Genomic DNA, 13,553 nt, shown 5'->3' on the forward strand with positions numbered 1-13,553 from the left:
GGACGCGAAAAGGCCGCAGCGGATGACGCACCGGTCCCGGCGGTCTGCTGCAGCTTCTCGAGCGTCGCGATTATGGAAACGCCGCTTCCATCCTGTGCCCGATTCCCGCGCATGAATCGGACTCGCTCGAAGCGTGCGGTCGGAGGGCATGTAGGATTTGCGCGAGCACGGGTCAACCGGGGAATCGGGCGCTGCGCGGCGGGGCAGGGAAACGGCGACGCGATAAGCTAGGAAGGGGCGTGACGATGGCAGCGAAGAATGGATGGGTGCCATCACGAACAAGGACGGCCGACCATTGGCCATGATGACGAGCGCAGCGGCGGGAACCGGACAGGCTCTTACTCGACCTGGCGACTGTTCCACATCATCCGCTCGATCTTCCAATAGCCCGCTTCGTCGGGCCGGGCATGAATGATGTAGTGACCTTCCTGAACGGAGCGAGTGCCGTCATAGGTGAAAGCAATCTCGCTACGGCCGCTGATCGCCGCCAGCGCGGGCGATCCTTCGATGGCGTCCGCGTGCCGCTCGAAATATTCGACCTCGGTCGGTGGAGGGCCATCGGGGAACCAGAAGCCGTGTAACGCCTGGGTTCCTGAAATCGGCGGCGCCCCACTCCCCGGATAAACCACGGCATCTGGCGCGAAAAGCGCCAACAGCGCTTCCGATTGCGCCCTGGCCCCTTTTTCCCGCCATGCCTTGCCATAGCTCTGGTCGAGTGCGCGCAGCGCCTCGCGGTCGCCAGCGGTTAGACTCGCCCGAGCGGAGGGCTCGCTTCTCGCGGGCGGATCGGTCGAGGGAGAAGAACAGCCGACCAGACCCAGCGCCGCAATAGCGGCCAAGACGCGAAACATGGACACCACTCCCATCTGACCGGCGATAAATGACCTATCGGATCGACGAGGTCGAAGCCTGCTCCACCAATGTCATCCGCGATCCTGCGAATGACATGCGAATGTAGATTATCGAATTTCGATATTATCGATTGACGATATGAAGATCATACTCCATATCGATTCTCGATAAGGGAGTGTTTTAGCATGTTTTCCGCCATCGTCACCGGACTGCGCATTACCAACTGGCTCAACTGGATCGTCGCCGCGCTGTTCGCACTTCTCGGTGCGATGCTGGTGATCGACCCGAACCACTTCCGCGAAAAGTTGCTCGACGCCTTTTCGACCACAGGGGGCGAAGCGGTCTTCATATGGCTCGCCGTATCCTGTGCACTCGTACTGCCCGTTGCGGCTGCCGTTCATGCCATCCTGACACGGCTGATTGCAATCGTCCGGGATACGCGGGCGGGCGCCGCCTTCAGTGATCGCAACGCGCATCGGCTCACCATCGTCGCCTGGGCGCTGTTGGCGATAAATCTCGTCGATCTGGCGCATGGGCAGCTTTCGGTCTGGGCGAGCGCGCAAAGCGGAGAGTATTTCGGCTGGACGCTGTCCCTCACCGGCTGGCTGGCCGTTCCCTTGCTCTTCCTGCTTGCGCGCGTGTTCCGCGAAGGCGCCGCCATGCGCGAAGATCTGGAAGGCACGGTCTGATGCCGGGCGAAGACATGCACCATATCGTCGTCCAACTCGACGACTTGTTGCGCGAGCGCGAGATGACACTGACCGAATTGTCGGAACGGATCGGACTGACACTGGCGAACCTGTCCATCCTAAAAACCGGCAAGGCCAAGGCCATCCGTTTTTCCACGCTCGAGGCGATTTGTCACGAACTCGAATGCCAGCCGGGCGATCTGCTGAAATACGGGGAGTAAAGACCATGCAATGGATACGTCGCTTTTTCACCGATCTTGCAGGCAGCTATATCGATAGCCTGCGCGCGATCAGAGCCCTTCCGTGGCTTTTCGCTGCAATCATCCTGTGGGAATTCGCCCAGCATGTGGTCGAAGTGCGGATCGGCATGTTCGCCGATGAAGAAACCGCCCGTGCCGTATCGCAAGACGGGACTCGCATGGCTTTCGGCTGGGTGAAGATGATCTCGATCTATATCGGCGCCTTCTTTGTGATCCGCCACTTTGCCGGGACGCGCGATGGGCGACAACTCGCCCCGCTGGGAATAGCCGCGAAGCGCTTTGCCCCTTACCTCGTCTACTCGCTCGTTCTGTTCGCCGCCGTCTTCTATACGCGCAGCTTCGTCGCCGAAGAGAATGTCTTTACCGTTCGGGCCGTGGTCGGCCTCGGCCAAGTGCTGATCGAGCCTCTGCTGATGGCCTGGATCGTCGCTTCGGCAACCGATGGTCGGATCGCCGGACCCATCGGTTCGGCCAAATGTACCGGCCTGCTCTATTTCCTGGCGTTGCCCCTATTTCTGCTAGCGCGGACCCCGGTCAGCCTACTGCACCAGCACCTCAATGAATGGGCGATGGGCAAGCAGGGCGCGGCGCTTTGGACGCCCCTCGCGATCGATTCGGTGGTTGTCGGTCTGATCGTGGCAATCACCCCTGCCGCGATGGTGCGCGTTGCACGATGGGTGGAACTGCACCGCGAGGGCAAACCCGACCAGGCACCCGGTGAGAGGGCATCGGCGTGAAGATCGGGAACTGCAAAGCGGCACGGCAACGCGGCGCTCCCGCTCGGGCGTCGCACTAGGAGATGGAATATGATTTGGAACCTCCTGCCCCGCTGCGACATTAAGGCGACATCGCCGGGATACTTCTCCCGACAATGCAACAGGGAAACGCCATGAAAAAGTTCGCACTCGTACTCACCCCTCTCACCATCGTACTTGCCGCGTGCGACGGGCCGGCCGAGGAAGCTGCCGAACAGCAGGACGATATCAACGAAGCAGCCGCCGAGGTGATCGACGAACGTGCCGAAATGGCGGAAGCCCATGCCGATCTTGCTGAGGAGCGCGCCGAGGCAGCAGGCGATAGCGTCGAAGAAGCCAAGCTTGAACAACATGCCGAGGACCTCGAACAGAAGGCCGAGAAGCTGGAGGATCGGGCAGACGGCATGTAAGCCGCGAAAGCGCAGCGTCTGCTTGACAAGCCGCACAAAACCTTTAGAGGCCCGCCCCGCACCGGCGGGCCTCTTTGCGTCCGGCGTGCATCCGTCCGAGACAGTTGGTGAAGGCAATCTGGCCTTCTTAATTTCCAGCCTAGACGGGGAACAGAGAATTTCCGGCGATGCGCCTGCATCACCGTTTCGCGCCATCTGGCGCACTCCTTCCCCATCAACGGACTCGCCCGTGTCGCTCAGGTGGCATGGACAAACGTAGCCGGTCGTCTGCTTCCAAGCGGACGACCATAGTGAAGGAGTATGGCATGGATCGTTCGCAAAAAGCCGACGCGGTTGCCCAGCTCAGCGAAGTCTTCAACCAGGCAGGCGTGGTCGTCGTGACCCGCAACCTGGGCCTTACGGTCGCCCAGTCGACCGAATTGCGTACGAAGATGCGTGAAGCCGGTGCATCCTATCAGGTTGCGAAGAACCGTCTTGCCAAGCTCGCCCTGAAGGACACCGACTACGCAGGTCTCGAAGAGTACCTGTCCGGTCCGACCGCCCTTGGTTATTCCGAGGATCCGGTTGCCGCGGCCAAGGCCGTGGTGGAGTTCGCCAAGACCACCGACAAGATCGAAATCGTCGGCGGTTCGATGGGCGCGCAGAAGCTCGACGAAGCAGGGGTCAAGGCGCTCGCCTCGATGCCCAGCCTCGACGAACTTCGTGGCACGATCGTGGGCCTCGTCAACGCGCCGGCAACCAAGGTTGTCCGCACGATCAAGGAACCCACCTCGATGCTCGCACGCGTATTCGGTGCCTATGGCGCCAAGGAAGCCGCGTAAGAGCCGGTTCGACGTACGAACACATATTCATCGGGGCAAAGTCCGTCGGACACCCCGGCCTTATATTTGGAGTGAAACATCATGGCCGATATCGCCAAGCTTGTTGAAGAACTGTCGAAGCTGACCGTCATGGAAGCCGCTGAGCTTGCCAAGGCGCTCGAAGAAGAGTGGGGCGTTAGCGCCGCCGCTGCTGTTGCCGTAGCCGGCCCCGCCGCTGGCGGTGACGCAGGTGCCGCAGCCGAAGAAAAGGACGAATTCGACGTCGTCCTGACCGGCGACGGTGGCAAGAAGATCCAGGTCATCAAGGAAGTCCGCGCCATCACCGGCCTGGGCCTTTCGGAAGCCAAGGCTCTTGTCGAAGGCGCGCCCAAGCCGCTCAAGGAAGGCGTCAACAAGGCGGAAGCCGAAGAAATCAAGGGCAAGATCGAAGCAGCCGGCGGTACCGTCGAGCTCAAGTAAGCTCCTGCTCCCCGCCCGGGCGGGGATCTGCTTACGCTTCGATCTCGTTTCGCGAGATCAGACGAAGGGCGGCGCCGCGAGGCGCCGCCCTTTTTCCTATCCCGGTCGCACCGGCGGGCGGGCCGGCCAACCTAGTCGAGCTGAGCTTGGTCGACCGTGTAATAGACACCGTCGCGATCTTCTCTGCGGCGAAGGACAATGTGCCTGTCGGCCACGCCGGAACCCAGGGCATCGACGACCGAATCCGACTTGATCCGCGAAAAATCCTCATCGGACAGCGTCTGAAACTTCAGCCCCTGCGCCTCCGCGAAAATCAGCGCGGCCGGGGCTTGCCCGGAAAGGCGCGCCAGGAATGTCGCGGCAGGCTCGCTCGTCATGTAGCCGTACAGTTCGAGGATCTGTGTCAGCGAATGCGGGAAAGCCACGTGATTGTTGCCTTTGCCATTGTGCCATTTGCACAGCGGCATCAGGTAGCAGATGTTGGTCGACGGGACGCTGCCGTCTTTATTCGGGGTCATATGCCCGCCCACCAGGAACGCGGGATGCGTATGGTCGGGCATCTGGGGATCGACATAACAATGGTCGTTGGTGCCCACCCCTATACCGAACTGTTGAAGTAGGTAAGTCCAGCTCGGATAGCCGGGAATCTTGGGATCGCCGCTGCTTCCGATCACATTGTATAACGGATCGGTGTAAGTCACGATTTTTGCTTGTGTCGAAAACAGTCGCTGTTCGCCAAAACGAGTGACGAAGTTCTGCAATGCGGCGACGGGTTCGACCGCTTCCGAGTTCTCCATGGTTTTTCTCCCTATTGTGGCAGACGATCGATGACCGCGATCGGTCGGCAAGCCAATTCTCCTTGCATCCGATTCAGATCGAACCGGTCGCCAGCGTCACTTCCAACCGATTCTCGATCCCTCATGACGACCACAGTCGGCCGTCTGGTACAGAACCATGGCTGCGCTGCTGAGCCGATCGACCAGTCCGTTGAAGGCCCCGCACACCGTTACCTCCCAAGCGGACCAATTTTCGGTCAGTGCCGGTCAGGGCATCGCGCAGTGTGGCTTGCGCGCACCATGCGGGACGCCAATTGCTCTCGATTGCTCCGGGCGGTTTGAGCGGGACCTGTCCTTCGCCTATCCGGTCCGGCTGCATGACGCACGAGACCGCCATGGAGCCCACGCCCACCATTGCGGAACCGGGCGGCGATGGCTGGCGCGACGAACTGGTCGCGACGCTGCGGCTGAGCTGGCCGCTGGCGGCGGCGAATCTGTTGCAAATGCTGACCTATGCGATCGACGTGATCTTCATCGCGCGGCTGGGTCAGGATCAGTTGGCGGCCTCGGCTTTGGCGGTGGCGCTCTTCGGCATGGTCTTGTGGGCCTTATCCGGCCTGACCGGCGCGGTCGCACCGGTCGCGGCAGCCGAGCTGGGCGAGCGCGCGCCCGCATTGCGGCCGGTCCGCCGTTCGGTGCGCATGGCGCTCTGGCTTGCGCTGATCTCGGGAATTGGCGGGATCGGAGTGTGCCTGCTGCTTGGCCCGCTGATGCGGATCACCGGACAGGAACCGCAGATTATCGCCATGGCGATCGAATACAACACGCTGCTGGTACTCAGCCTGGTGCCCATGCTGTTCAACAACGTGCTGCGCAGCTTCGTCTCCACGCTGGACCGCCCGATCTTCGCCACCGCGATCACCGCAGCCGGCATCTTCGTCAACGCGCTCGCCAATTATGCCTTCATCTTCGGCAATCTCGGCGCGCCCGAGCTCGGCCTCAAGGGCGCTGCGGTGGCGACGATCCTCACCACGTTGACCACGCTCGCCGCCTATATCCTTGTAATCCGCCTCGATCCGAAACTGCATCGCTATCGCGTCTTCGGGCGGTGGTGGTCGCCCGACTGGCAGCGGTTTGTGCATATAACGCGCATCGGCACGCCGATCGCGCTGACCATCACCGCCGAAGCGGGGATTTTCGGTGCCGCCGCCTTTCTGATGGGCAATATCGGCGCGACCCAGCTGGCTGCCCACACGGTAGCCCTGCAGATTGCCGCTCTTGCTTTTCAGGTGCCCTTCGGGGTCAGTCAGGCCGCGACGATCCGCGTCGGCTATTTCTACGGGGCACGCGATTCCATCGGTATGAAACGCGCGGGCTGGACCGCCATCTTCGTGGGCACCGGTTTCATGGCGCTGACGGCCCTTGCGATGGTGGTGATCCCCAAGCCACTGCTGGCGATCTATATCGACCCGTGGGATCCGAAAAACGCGGTTCTGGTCGGCTTTGCGCTACAATACATCGTGATCGCCGCCGCCTTCCAGTTGTTCGACGGGATGCAGGCGGTCGCCGCGGGCGCACTGCGCGGGTTGCAGGACACGCGCGTACCCATGTGGATCGCCGCCTTCGCCTATTGGGTGCCCGGCATCGGCCTTTCGCTTTATCTCGGTTTCCGTACCCCGCTGGAGGGGGTGGGCGTGTGGATCGGGCTCGCCACCGGCCTTACGGTTGCCGCCGCGCTGCTCGGGTGGCGCTGGCACCGGCGCGAAAAACTCGGACTGACGGACAGGCCCCCTCGCCCGGCCTGAACACGCGCACACCCCGGCGAAAGCATCGCAACTTTTTTCGCCGTCGCCCCGTTGACTCGAGGAAAAGGCGTCCCCAAATGCGCCTCGCTGGCACTCTCGGAGTGGGAGTGCCAATCCTTGTTTCACACTCTTAGAAGAGAGGTCATCATTATGGCATTTCGTCCGCTGCACGACCGCGTTCTGGTCCGTCGCATCGAAGCCGATCAGAAGACCGCCGGCGGGATCATCATTCCCGACAGCGCCCAGGAGAAGCCGAGCGAAGGCGAAATCGTCGCTGTCGGCGATGGCGCGCGCGACGATGACGGCGACCGTATCGCGCTCGACGTCAAGGTCGGTGATCGGGTGCTGTTCGGCAAGTGGTCGGGCACCGAAGTCAAGCTCGACGGCGAAGACCTGCTGATCATGAAGGAAAGCGATATCATGGGGATCATCGGCTGATTGCCGAGCCTTCTTCGCTTTCCACCAGACACATAATTTCCAGGAGAAAAACCAATGGCAGCCAAGGACGTTAAGTTCGGCCGCGACGCGCGCGAAGGCATTCTGCGCGGCGTCGACACCCTCGCCAATGCAGTCAAGGTCACGCTGGGTCCCAAGGGCCGCAATGTCGTGATCGACAAGAGCTTCGGCGCACCCCGCATCACCAAGGACGGCGTCACCGTCGCCAAGGAAATCGAGCTTAAGGACAAGTTCGAGAACATGGGCGCGCAGATGATCAAGGAAGTCGCATCGAAGGCGAACGACGCCGCCGGTGACGGCACCACCACCGCGACCGTCCTCGCCCAGTCGATCGTGACCGAAGGTATGAAATCGGTCGCGGCCGGCATGAACCCGATGGACCTCAAGCGCGGCATCGACCTTGCGGTCACCAAGGTCGTCGAAGACCTCAAAAGCCGTTCGAAGGACGTCTCCGGATCGAACGAAATCGCGCAGGTTGGCATCATTTCGGCCAATGGCGACCGTGAAGTCGGCGAGAAGATCGCCGAAGCGATGGAAAAGGTTGGCAAAGAAGGCGTGATCACCGTCGACGAGAGCAAGGGTCTCGAATTCGAGCTCGAAACCGTCGAAGGCATGCAGTTCGATCGCGGCTACCTGTCGCCCTACTTCATCACCAACCCGGACAAGATGACGGTCGAACTCGAAAACCCGTACATCCTGATCCACGAAAAGAAGCTGTCGAACCTGCAGTCGATGCTTCCCGTTCTCGAAGCGGCCGTCCAGTCGGGCCGCCCGCTGCTGATCATCGCGGAAGACATCGAAGGCGAAGCGCTGGCGACCCTCGTGGTCAACAAGCTGCGCGGCGGCCTCAAGGTTGCAGCGGTCAAGGCTCCGGGCTTCGGCGATCGCCGCAAGGCCATGCTGCAGGACATCGCGATCCTGACCAAGGGCGAGATGATTTCCGAAGATCTCGGCATCAAGCTCGAAAACGTCACCCTCGGCATGCTCGGCGAAGCCAAGCGCGTCACCATCGACAAGGACAACACCACCATCGTCGACGGTGCGGGTGACGAAGCCGACATCAAGGCGCGCGTTTCCGAAATCCGCACACAGATCGACAACACCTCGTCCGATTACGACCGTGAGAAGCTCCAAGAGCGTCTCGCCAAGCTCGCAGGCGGCGTTGCCGTAATCAAGGTCGGCGGTGCGACCGAAGTCGAAGTGAAGGAACGCAAGGACCGCGTCGACGACGCCCTGCACGCAACCCGCGCAGCCGTCGAAGAAGGTATCGTTCCGGGCGGCGGCACGGCGTTGCTCTACGCCACCAAGGCGCTGGAAGGCCTCGAGGGCGAAAACGATGACCAGACCCGCGGCATCGACATTATCCGTCGCGCGCTCCAGGCTCCTGTACGCCAGATCGCAACCAATGCCGGTCACGATGGTGCCGTTGTCGCAGGCAAGCTGACCGACGCGAACGACACCTCGCTCGGCTTCAATGCTGCGACCGACACATACGAGAACCTCGTCAATGCCGGTGTTATCGACCCGACCAAGGTTGTGCGCACGGCACTGCAGGACGCCGCTTCGGTTGCCGGCCTGCTGATCACGACCGAGGCCGCAGTCGTCGAGAAGCCGGAAGACAAGGGCGCCGCCCCGGCAATGCCCGACATGGGTGGCATGGGCGGTATGGGCGGCATGGGCTTCTAAGCCTTTTCCCGACCAACCGGACAGCATTTGGCCCGGCAGGAGCAGTCCTCCTGCCGGGCCTTTTCATTCGTCCTGTCTCGCCGCGCCCCGGCGCTCCGCGCAAGCGCTTCAACCTCTCTCAAACGGCTCGTGTCGATTTGGCGCGATATTCCAAGGATTGCATCGACGGCTCGGATAAACCCGCGTTTCATGAGGAGTGGGCCGACAACCCTGCCCCGCCAGAATGGTCGCGAGGACACGCTTGAGCCTCGGCATGGATCGAACGAGGATGCCTCGCGCCCCGAGCCGCGGGAACGCTATACAAGGCCGAAGCAATCGGCTCTGATCCGCATGGGCAAACGCCTGCGCGATCCGGTCAATCGCTGGTTCGCGCGCCAGTCGCTGGTCGGAGACGAGGCGATCCTGCCCGCTTCGCACCTTCCCTGCCTCGATGAGTTGCAGCGCGAATGGCATATCGTCAGACAGGAACTCGCGCCCCTCCTCGTCGAGCGTCGCTCGATACCCGCATTCGGCAAGCTTTCGCCCGACCATCGGCGAATTGCCAACAGCTCTGCCTGGAAAAGCTTCTTTCTCGAAGGCTATGGCTTCAAGGCCCGGGAAAACCGCGCCCGGTGCCCGCAAACCGCTGCCATGCTCGACCGGATACCCGGGCTCGTTGTCGCCTTCTTCTCGATCATGGAGCCCGGCACGCACGTCCCGCGCCATCGCGGGCTGACCAAGGCCTGGCTCAATTGCCATCTCGGGCTAGCGGTCCCGCGGGGTCCCGGTCGCTGCGAGATGGAAGTGAACGGGACGCCGTTACGCTGGGCCGAGGGCGAGTGGATGGTGTTCGACGAGACCAATCCACACGAAGTCTGGAACGAAACGCAAGAACCACGCGTGGTCCTGTTCCTGCAAGTGCGCCGCCCGATGCGCCGGTCGGGCCGCATGGCGGCCAGGCTGCTCTATTCGATCATCCGCCGCACCGGATTCGTCCAGGATGTGAGAAAAGCGATCGCGGCCTAGCTTACCCGCCCGTGCGGCTTTCCTCGACCGCCGCAATCACTTCGGCAGGCCAGGTGACCTGGGTCTGCGTCTGCGGATTGAAGAGGCCGTCGGCATAGACCGCCGCCTCGGCCGCGGCGATTTCCGCTGCGGTCAGGTGCTCGCTCGGCTCAAGCGCGAAGACGTCCAGCCCCCGGCTGATCTCGGTCGCGTAGATGCGGCCATTGTACCAATATGCCGACCAGTATCCGCCCGTGATAAGCTGCTCCTCATCGACCGGACCGCGATCGAAATAGGCGATCTCGAACGGCTTGCTCGCATCGGTGAAGTCGATCACCGAAATGCCGCCCTGATACCAGGCTTGCACGAAGATATCGCGTCCCGGCACCGGAATGATGGAGCCGTTATGCGCGACGCAATTCTCCTTGTCGCCCTGCGGTGCGGGCAGCTTGTAGGTGCCGCGATAGACGAGCTTGCCGTCTTCGATCGCGTAGAATGCATTGGCGCCCCAGTTCTTCGGATCTCCTGCCTGGCAACGCGGACGGCCACCACCGCCCCATTCGTCGGTGAACAGGACCTTGGTGCCGTCATTGTTAAAGGTGGCCGAGTGCCAATAGGCAAAACCTTCATCGGTCACGTCATCAATGCGGACGGGCTTGAGCGGGTCCTTAATATCGAGGATGATACCATTGCCGGAGCAAGCACCCGCCGCGAGGTCGAGCGCGGGAAAAACGGTGATGTCATGGCACATGTCGGTCCGAAAAGTGTCCTGCGTGCCTTCACCATGGTCGCCACCGCGCCACAGGCCGGCTATCTCGCCATCCTTGGCGAAAACGCGCGGCCGGTCGACAATGCGCGATGCGGATGGATCGGCGAGCGGGACTTCGATTACGTCGATGCTGAACAGCGCGGTATTGTCGCCGCCGACTTCGTAGCAGCCCGCCAGTTCCTCATCGTCGCGGACGTAACTCGTGCCCGAATTGTAGACTATCAAACGATCTTCGTCGGCCTTCACGATCGAATGCGTGTGGCTGCCGCGACAGGTCTGGACCAGCCCGACCTGGCGTGGGCGGGTTATGTCGGACATGTCGAATATGCGGAGCCCGCGGAAACGTTCCTCGCTCACCTTGTCGTCGACGCCCTGCAACCCGCAATCGACGCGCGCGCGACGGTCCTGGACGCTCATGATCAGGAGATCGCCCACGATCGATACGTCGCCCTGTCCGCCGGGGCACACGACCGAGCTGACAAGCTGGGGTATGCCGTCATCGCCCAGGCGATAGGCGTTGAAGCCGTGGTAACTGCCCGCCACCATCATGTCGCCGCTGAAGGCCATGTCGGTAAAGGCAAAGCTCAGCAGCGATCCGCGTTCACCGAACTCGGGCTCGTCATCCTCGGTTTCCTCGCCTTCTTCGCGTGGCGATTTGTCGGCCCCCTCTTCGTCCTCTTCCTTCACCGGCTGCAATTGGGCGGGGTTCTCCGGATCGAAGAAACCAGGCGGCTTTTCGAGCGTGGCCACTTTGCGCAGGTTCAGGATCGCCTCGCCCGCATCGCGAAAGCCCGCCGTCAACGTGGCGCGCGGATCGGTCGAGAGCGTGGCCAGCGTAGCGTTCATCCGGTCGATTTCAGCCTTCTGGTCGGTCACCACTTCATTGGTGAATTCGAACATCACCGGATCGTAAGCGCTGCCCGAAGTCCCGTGAAGATCGTCGACCATGGTCACCGCGCCGCGATGGTGCTCTACCATCAGGTGCAGGAACAACCGGTCGAAGGCCGTGCCATTGGCGGCGGCGAGTTCACGCATCTGTTCCGGCGTCGCCATGCCTTTCATCGTATGGTGCGCATGGCCCATGCCCTGCATCGCCACTTCGAGATTGCGGTCCTTGAGCCAGGTCCGCATGAAATCCATCTCGTCTTTCTGACCCGCCTCGATACGGTCGGCGGTTTTCAGGATCGCTTCGTTGTTGGTGCGATCCCTGACCAGTTGCGCCATATCGACCGCTTGCTGGTGGTGGACGATCATCCCCTGCATGAAAGCCACGTCCGCCGGAGAGAAGCGCGTGTCGGACAGTGCTATCGCTTCCTGGGCGTCGATCACGCGCGGTGTATCGCCAGGCGCTCCGGGCAGGACGATCGACACACTCTGCGCCAACGCGGCAGTGGAAGTCGAAAGCAACAGGCTGGCGGCCAGAAGACGTAGCGATTTTGTCATGATGTCAGTCCCCGAGATATCCTGATCGTAATCAGGCCCGGCAGGAGCCGGGCGGTCAAGCGCAAATTCTACGAACGGCAAGATGGAATGGGTCAGGAGCGGGCGAACCGACCACGTCTTGGCCCCAGATAGCCGAACAGATAGGCCGCCACCTTGCGCATCTGGATTTCCTCCGCGCCTTCGGTGATCCGATAGCGGCGGTGGTGGCGATAGATGTGTTCGAACGGCTTGTGACGCGAATAGCCGATCCCGCCATGCACTTGCATCGCGCGGTCAGCCGCTTCACAAACCAGCCGGTTCGCCCAGTAATTGCACATCGAAACCTTGTCGGAGATCGTCTTCTCGATCTCCGCATGCGGCATATTGTCCATTTCCCACGCGGTCTTGTAGATCAGCAAACGCAGCATCTCGCATTGCGTGGCCAGCTCCACCAGCGGGAACTGAATCGCCTGATTCTTCGCCAGCTCCTCGCCGAAAGGCTTACGTGTCCGGGCGTAGCGCACGCTCTCTTCGACGCAGTAGCTTGCCGCACCGAGCGACGATGCCGCTTGGCGGATACGGTTCTGGTGGACAAAGCTCTGTGCCAGAGCAAGGCCGCGTCCCTCCACGCCGAGGATCGCGCTGTCGGGCACCCAGACATCGTTCACCGACAACCGCGGATGGTCGGTGGGCATGTTGAAAGTCCACATCCATTCCTCGATCTCAAGGCCGGGGGTGGGATTGGGCACGAGGAAGCAGGTAATGCCGCTGGCATCGCCGTTCTCGCCGCTGGTGCGCGCGAACATCGCGCAATGAGTGGCGACGTGCATGCCGGTGATCCACATCTTCTCACCATCGATACGCCAGCCATCAGCCCCGTCGCGCGTTTCGCGGACCGCCGTGGTTTCCATCCAGGTGGCATCCGAGCCATGGTCCGGCTCTGTCAGGCCGAAGGCGACGCGGCGGGTGCCTTCGAACCCGCCTTCGATAAATTCCCGCTTCTGTTCCTCGGTCCCGAAGGTTTCGAACATGGCGACGAAGGGGAAATTGCCGACGATCGAATGTTCGTTCTGCAAATCGTTGTGCAAGCCAAGCCCACGCTGGGCGAACCGATCGCGGATCACCGCCATCCACAGATTCGATCCATCCTTCCCGCCATATTTCCTCGGCGCGGAGAAACGCCAATGTCCTGCCTCGTCGGCAATCTGGCGGGCCTGCCGCAGCAGGTCCTCCCAGGCTTCATTCGGTAGACCGTCCCGCTCCCAATCGGTCCGCGCATTCTCGCGGCGGTGATCGAAAAACCGGATATTGTCGTCGAGGGCGACCAGCGGCTCGATCTTCGCCTCGATAAACCTCTCGAGTTCCGCGTAATAGTCCTCGAGCTCCTGCGGAATGGTGAAATCCATCGG

General features: G+C 61.8%; 14 protein-coding genes. 10 read left to right on the forward strand and 4 right to left on the reverse strand.

The window, feature by feature from the left end; genetic code table 11:
* Positions 1-338: 338 nt before the first annotated feature.
* Positions 339-851, reverse strand: coding sequence for a DUF4440 domain-containing protein (locus tag L5849_RS08070; RefSeq protein ID WP_236925164.1), 513 nt, complete (start codon positions 849-851; stop codon positions 339-341).
* 186 nt (positions 852-1,037) lie between these two features.
* On the opposite strand from L5849_RS08070, the gene L5849_RS08075 reads away from it, so the two are divergent.
* The 6 genes from L5849_RS08075 to rplL all read left to right on the forward strand — a co-directional run bounded on the left by L5849_RS08075 (position 1,038) and on the right by rplL (position 4,246).
* Complete coding sequence (locus L5849_RS08075; RefSeq protein WP_236925165.1) at positions 1,038-1,541, forward strand: DUF2975 domain-containing protein; 504 nt, start codon at positions 1,038-1,040, stop codon at positions 1,539-1,541.
* Positions 1,541-1,762: a helix-turn-helix transcriptional regulator gene (locus L5849_RS08080; RefSeq protein WP_236925166.1), complete on the forward strand. Its 222-nt coding sequence runs from the start codon at positions 1,541-1,543 to the stop codon at positions 1,760-1,762. The genes L5849_RS08075 and L5849_RS08080 overlap by 1 nt, the downstream gene beginning before the upstream one ends.
* A gap of 5 nt (positions 1,763-1,767) precedes the next feature.
* On the forward strand, positions 1,768-2,538 hold the full coding sequence (locus tag L5849_RS08085) for a hypothetical protein (protein ID WP_236925167.1): 771 nt from the start codon (positions 1,768-1,770) through the stop codon (positions 2,536-2,538).
* Positions 2,539-2,690: 152 nt separating this feature from the next.
* The gene (locus L5849_RS08090) at positions 2,691-2,966 is read left to right on the forward strand and encodes a hypothetical protein (RefSeq protein WP_236925168.1); all 276 of its coding nucleotides are present in this window, start codon (positions 2,691-2,693) and stop codon (positions 2,964-2,966) included.
* Positions 2,967-3,271: 305 nt separating this feature from the next.
* Entirely contained in the window at positions 3,272-3,787 is a 516-nt protein-coding gene (gene rplJ, locus L5849_RS08095) for a 50S ribosomal protein L10 (protein WP_236925169.1), read from the forward strand.
* Between the two features lie 81 nt (positions 3,788-3,868).
* Positions 3,869-4,246 carry a 50S ribosomal protein L7/L12 gene (gene rplL, locus L5849_RS08100; protein ID WP_115415265.1) on the forward strand — a complete coding sequence of 126 codons (378 nt, stop codon included), beginning with the start codon at positions 3,869-3,871 and terminating at the stop codon, positions 4,244-4,246.
* A gap of 131 nt (positions 4,247-4,377) precedes the next feature.
* On the opposite strand, the gene L5849_RS08105 is transcribed toward rplL, so the two are convergent.
* On the reverse strand, positions 4,378-5,094 hold the full coding sequence (locus tag L5849_RS08105) for a hypothetical protein (RefSeq protein WP_162814804.1): 717 nt from the start codon (positions 5,092-5,094) through the stop codon (positions 4,378-4,380).
* A gap of 305 nt (positions 5,095-5,399) precedes the next feature.
* Between L5849_RS08105 and L5849_RS08110 the strand changes: the two genes are divergently transcribed.
* The 4 genes from L5849_RS08110 (at position 5,400) to L5849_RS08125 (ending at position 9,974) form a co-directional block, all read left to right on the forward strand.
* Positions 5,400-6,827 carry an MATE family efflux transporter gene (locus tag L5849_RS08110; RefSeq protein ID WP_236925170.1) on the forward strand — a complete coding sequence of 476 codons (1,428 nt, stop codon included), beginning with the start codon at positions 5,400-5,402 and terminating at the stop codon, positions 6,825-6,827.
* Between the two features lie 150 nt (positions 6,828-6,977).
* A complete protein-coding gene (gene groES / locus L5849_RS08115; protein WP_115415267.1) occupies positions 6,978-7,265 on the forward strand; it encodes a co-chaperone GroES in 288 nt (95 codons plus the stop codon).
* 54 nt (positions 7,266-7,319) lie between these two features.
* Positions 7,320-8,969 carry a chaperonin GroEL gene (groL, locus tag L5849_RS08120; protein ID WP_236925171.1) on the forward strand — a complete coding sequence of 550 codons (1,650 nt, stop codon included), beginning with the start codon at positions 7,320-7,322 and terminating at the stop codon, positions 8,967-8,969.
* A 189-nt stretch (positions 8,970-9,158) separates the two neighbouring features.
* On the forward strand, positions 9,159-9,974 hold the full coding sequence (locus L5849_RS08125) for an aspartyl/asparaginyl beta-hydroxylase domain-containing protein (RefSeq protein WP_236925172.1): 816 nt from the start codon (positions 9,159-9,161) through the stop codon (positions 9,972-9,974).
* Between the two features lies 1 nt (position 9,975).
* On the opposite strand, the gene L5849_RS08130 is transcribed toward L5849_RS08125, so the two are convergent.
* A complete protein-coding gene (locus L5849_RS08130) occupies positions 9,976-12,165 on the reverse strand; it encodes a DUF305 domain-containing protein (protein ID WP_236925173.1) in 2,190 nt (729 codons plus the stop codon).
* 92 nt (positions 12,166-12,257) lie between these two features.
* Positions 12,258-13,550, reverse strand: coding sequence for an acyl-CoA dehydrogenase family protein (locus tag L5849_RS08135; protein WP_236925174.1), 1,293 nt, complete (start codon positions 13,548-13,550; stop codon positions 12,258-12,260).
* Positions 13,551-13,553: the final 3 nt, after the last annotated feature.

Source organism: Erythrobacter sp. SN021 (genome assembly GCF_021864455.1).

Coding starts and splice junctions, on each gene's coding strand:
- L5849_RS08070 (WP_236925164.1), bottom strand. CDS start 851: ATGTTTCGCGTCTTGGCCGCTATTGCGGCGCTGGGTCTGGTCGGCTGT.
- L5849_RS08075 (WP_236925165.1), top strand. CDS start 1,038: ATGTTTTCCGCCATCGTCACCGGACTGCGCATTACCAACTGGCTCAAC.
- L5849_RS08080 (WP_236925166.1), top strand. CDS start 1,541: ATGCCGGGCGAAGACATGCACCATATCGTCGTCCAACTCGACGACTTG.
- L5849_RS08085 (WP_236925167.1), top strand. CDS start 1,768: ATGCAATGGATACGTCGCTTTTTCACCGATCTTGCAGGCAGCTATATC.
- L5849_RS08090 (WP_236925168.1), top strand. CDS start 2,691: ATGAAAAAGTTCGCACTCGTACTCACCCCTCTCACCATCGTACTTGCC.
- rplJ (WP_236925169.1), top strand. CDS start 3,272: ATGGATCGTTCGCAAAAAGCCGACGCGGTTGCCCAGCTCAGCGAAGTC.
- rplL (WP_115415265.1), top strand. CDS start 3,869: ATGGCCGATATCGCCAAGCTTGTTGAAGAACTGTCGAAGCTGACCGTC.
- L5849_RS08110 (WP_236925170.1), top strand. CDS start 5,400: ATGACGCACGAGACCGCCATGGAGCCCACGCCCACCATTGCGGAACCG.
- groES (WP_115415267.1), top strand. CDS start 6,978: ATGGCATTTCGTCCGCTGCACGACCGCGTTCTGGTCCGTCGCATCGAA.
- groL (WP_236925171.1), top strand. CDS start 7,320: ATGGCAGCCAAGGACGTTAAGTTCGGCCGCGACGCGCGCGAAGGCATT.
- L5849_RS08125 (WP_236925172.1), top strand. CDS start 9,159: ATGAGGAGTGGGCCGACAACCCTGCCCCGCCAGAATGGTCGCGAGGAC.
- L5849_RS08130 (WP_236925173.1), bottom strand. CDS start 12,165: ATGACAAAATCGCTACGTCTTCTGGCCGCCAGCCTGTTGCTTTCGACT.
- L5849_RS08135 (WP_236925174.1), bottom strand. CDS start 13,550: ATGGATTTCACCATTCCGCAGGAGCTCGAGGACTATTACGCGGAACTC.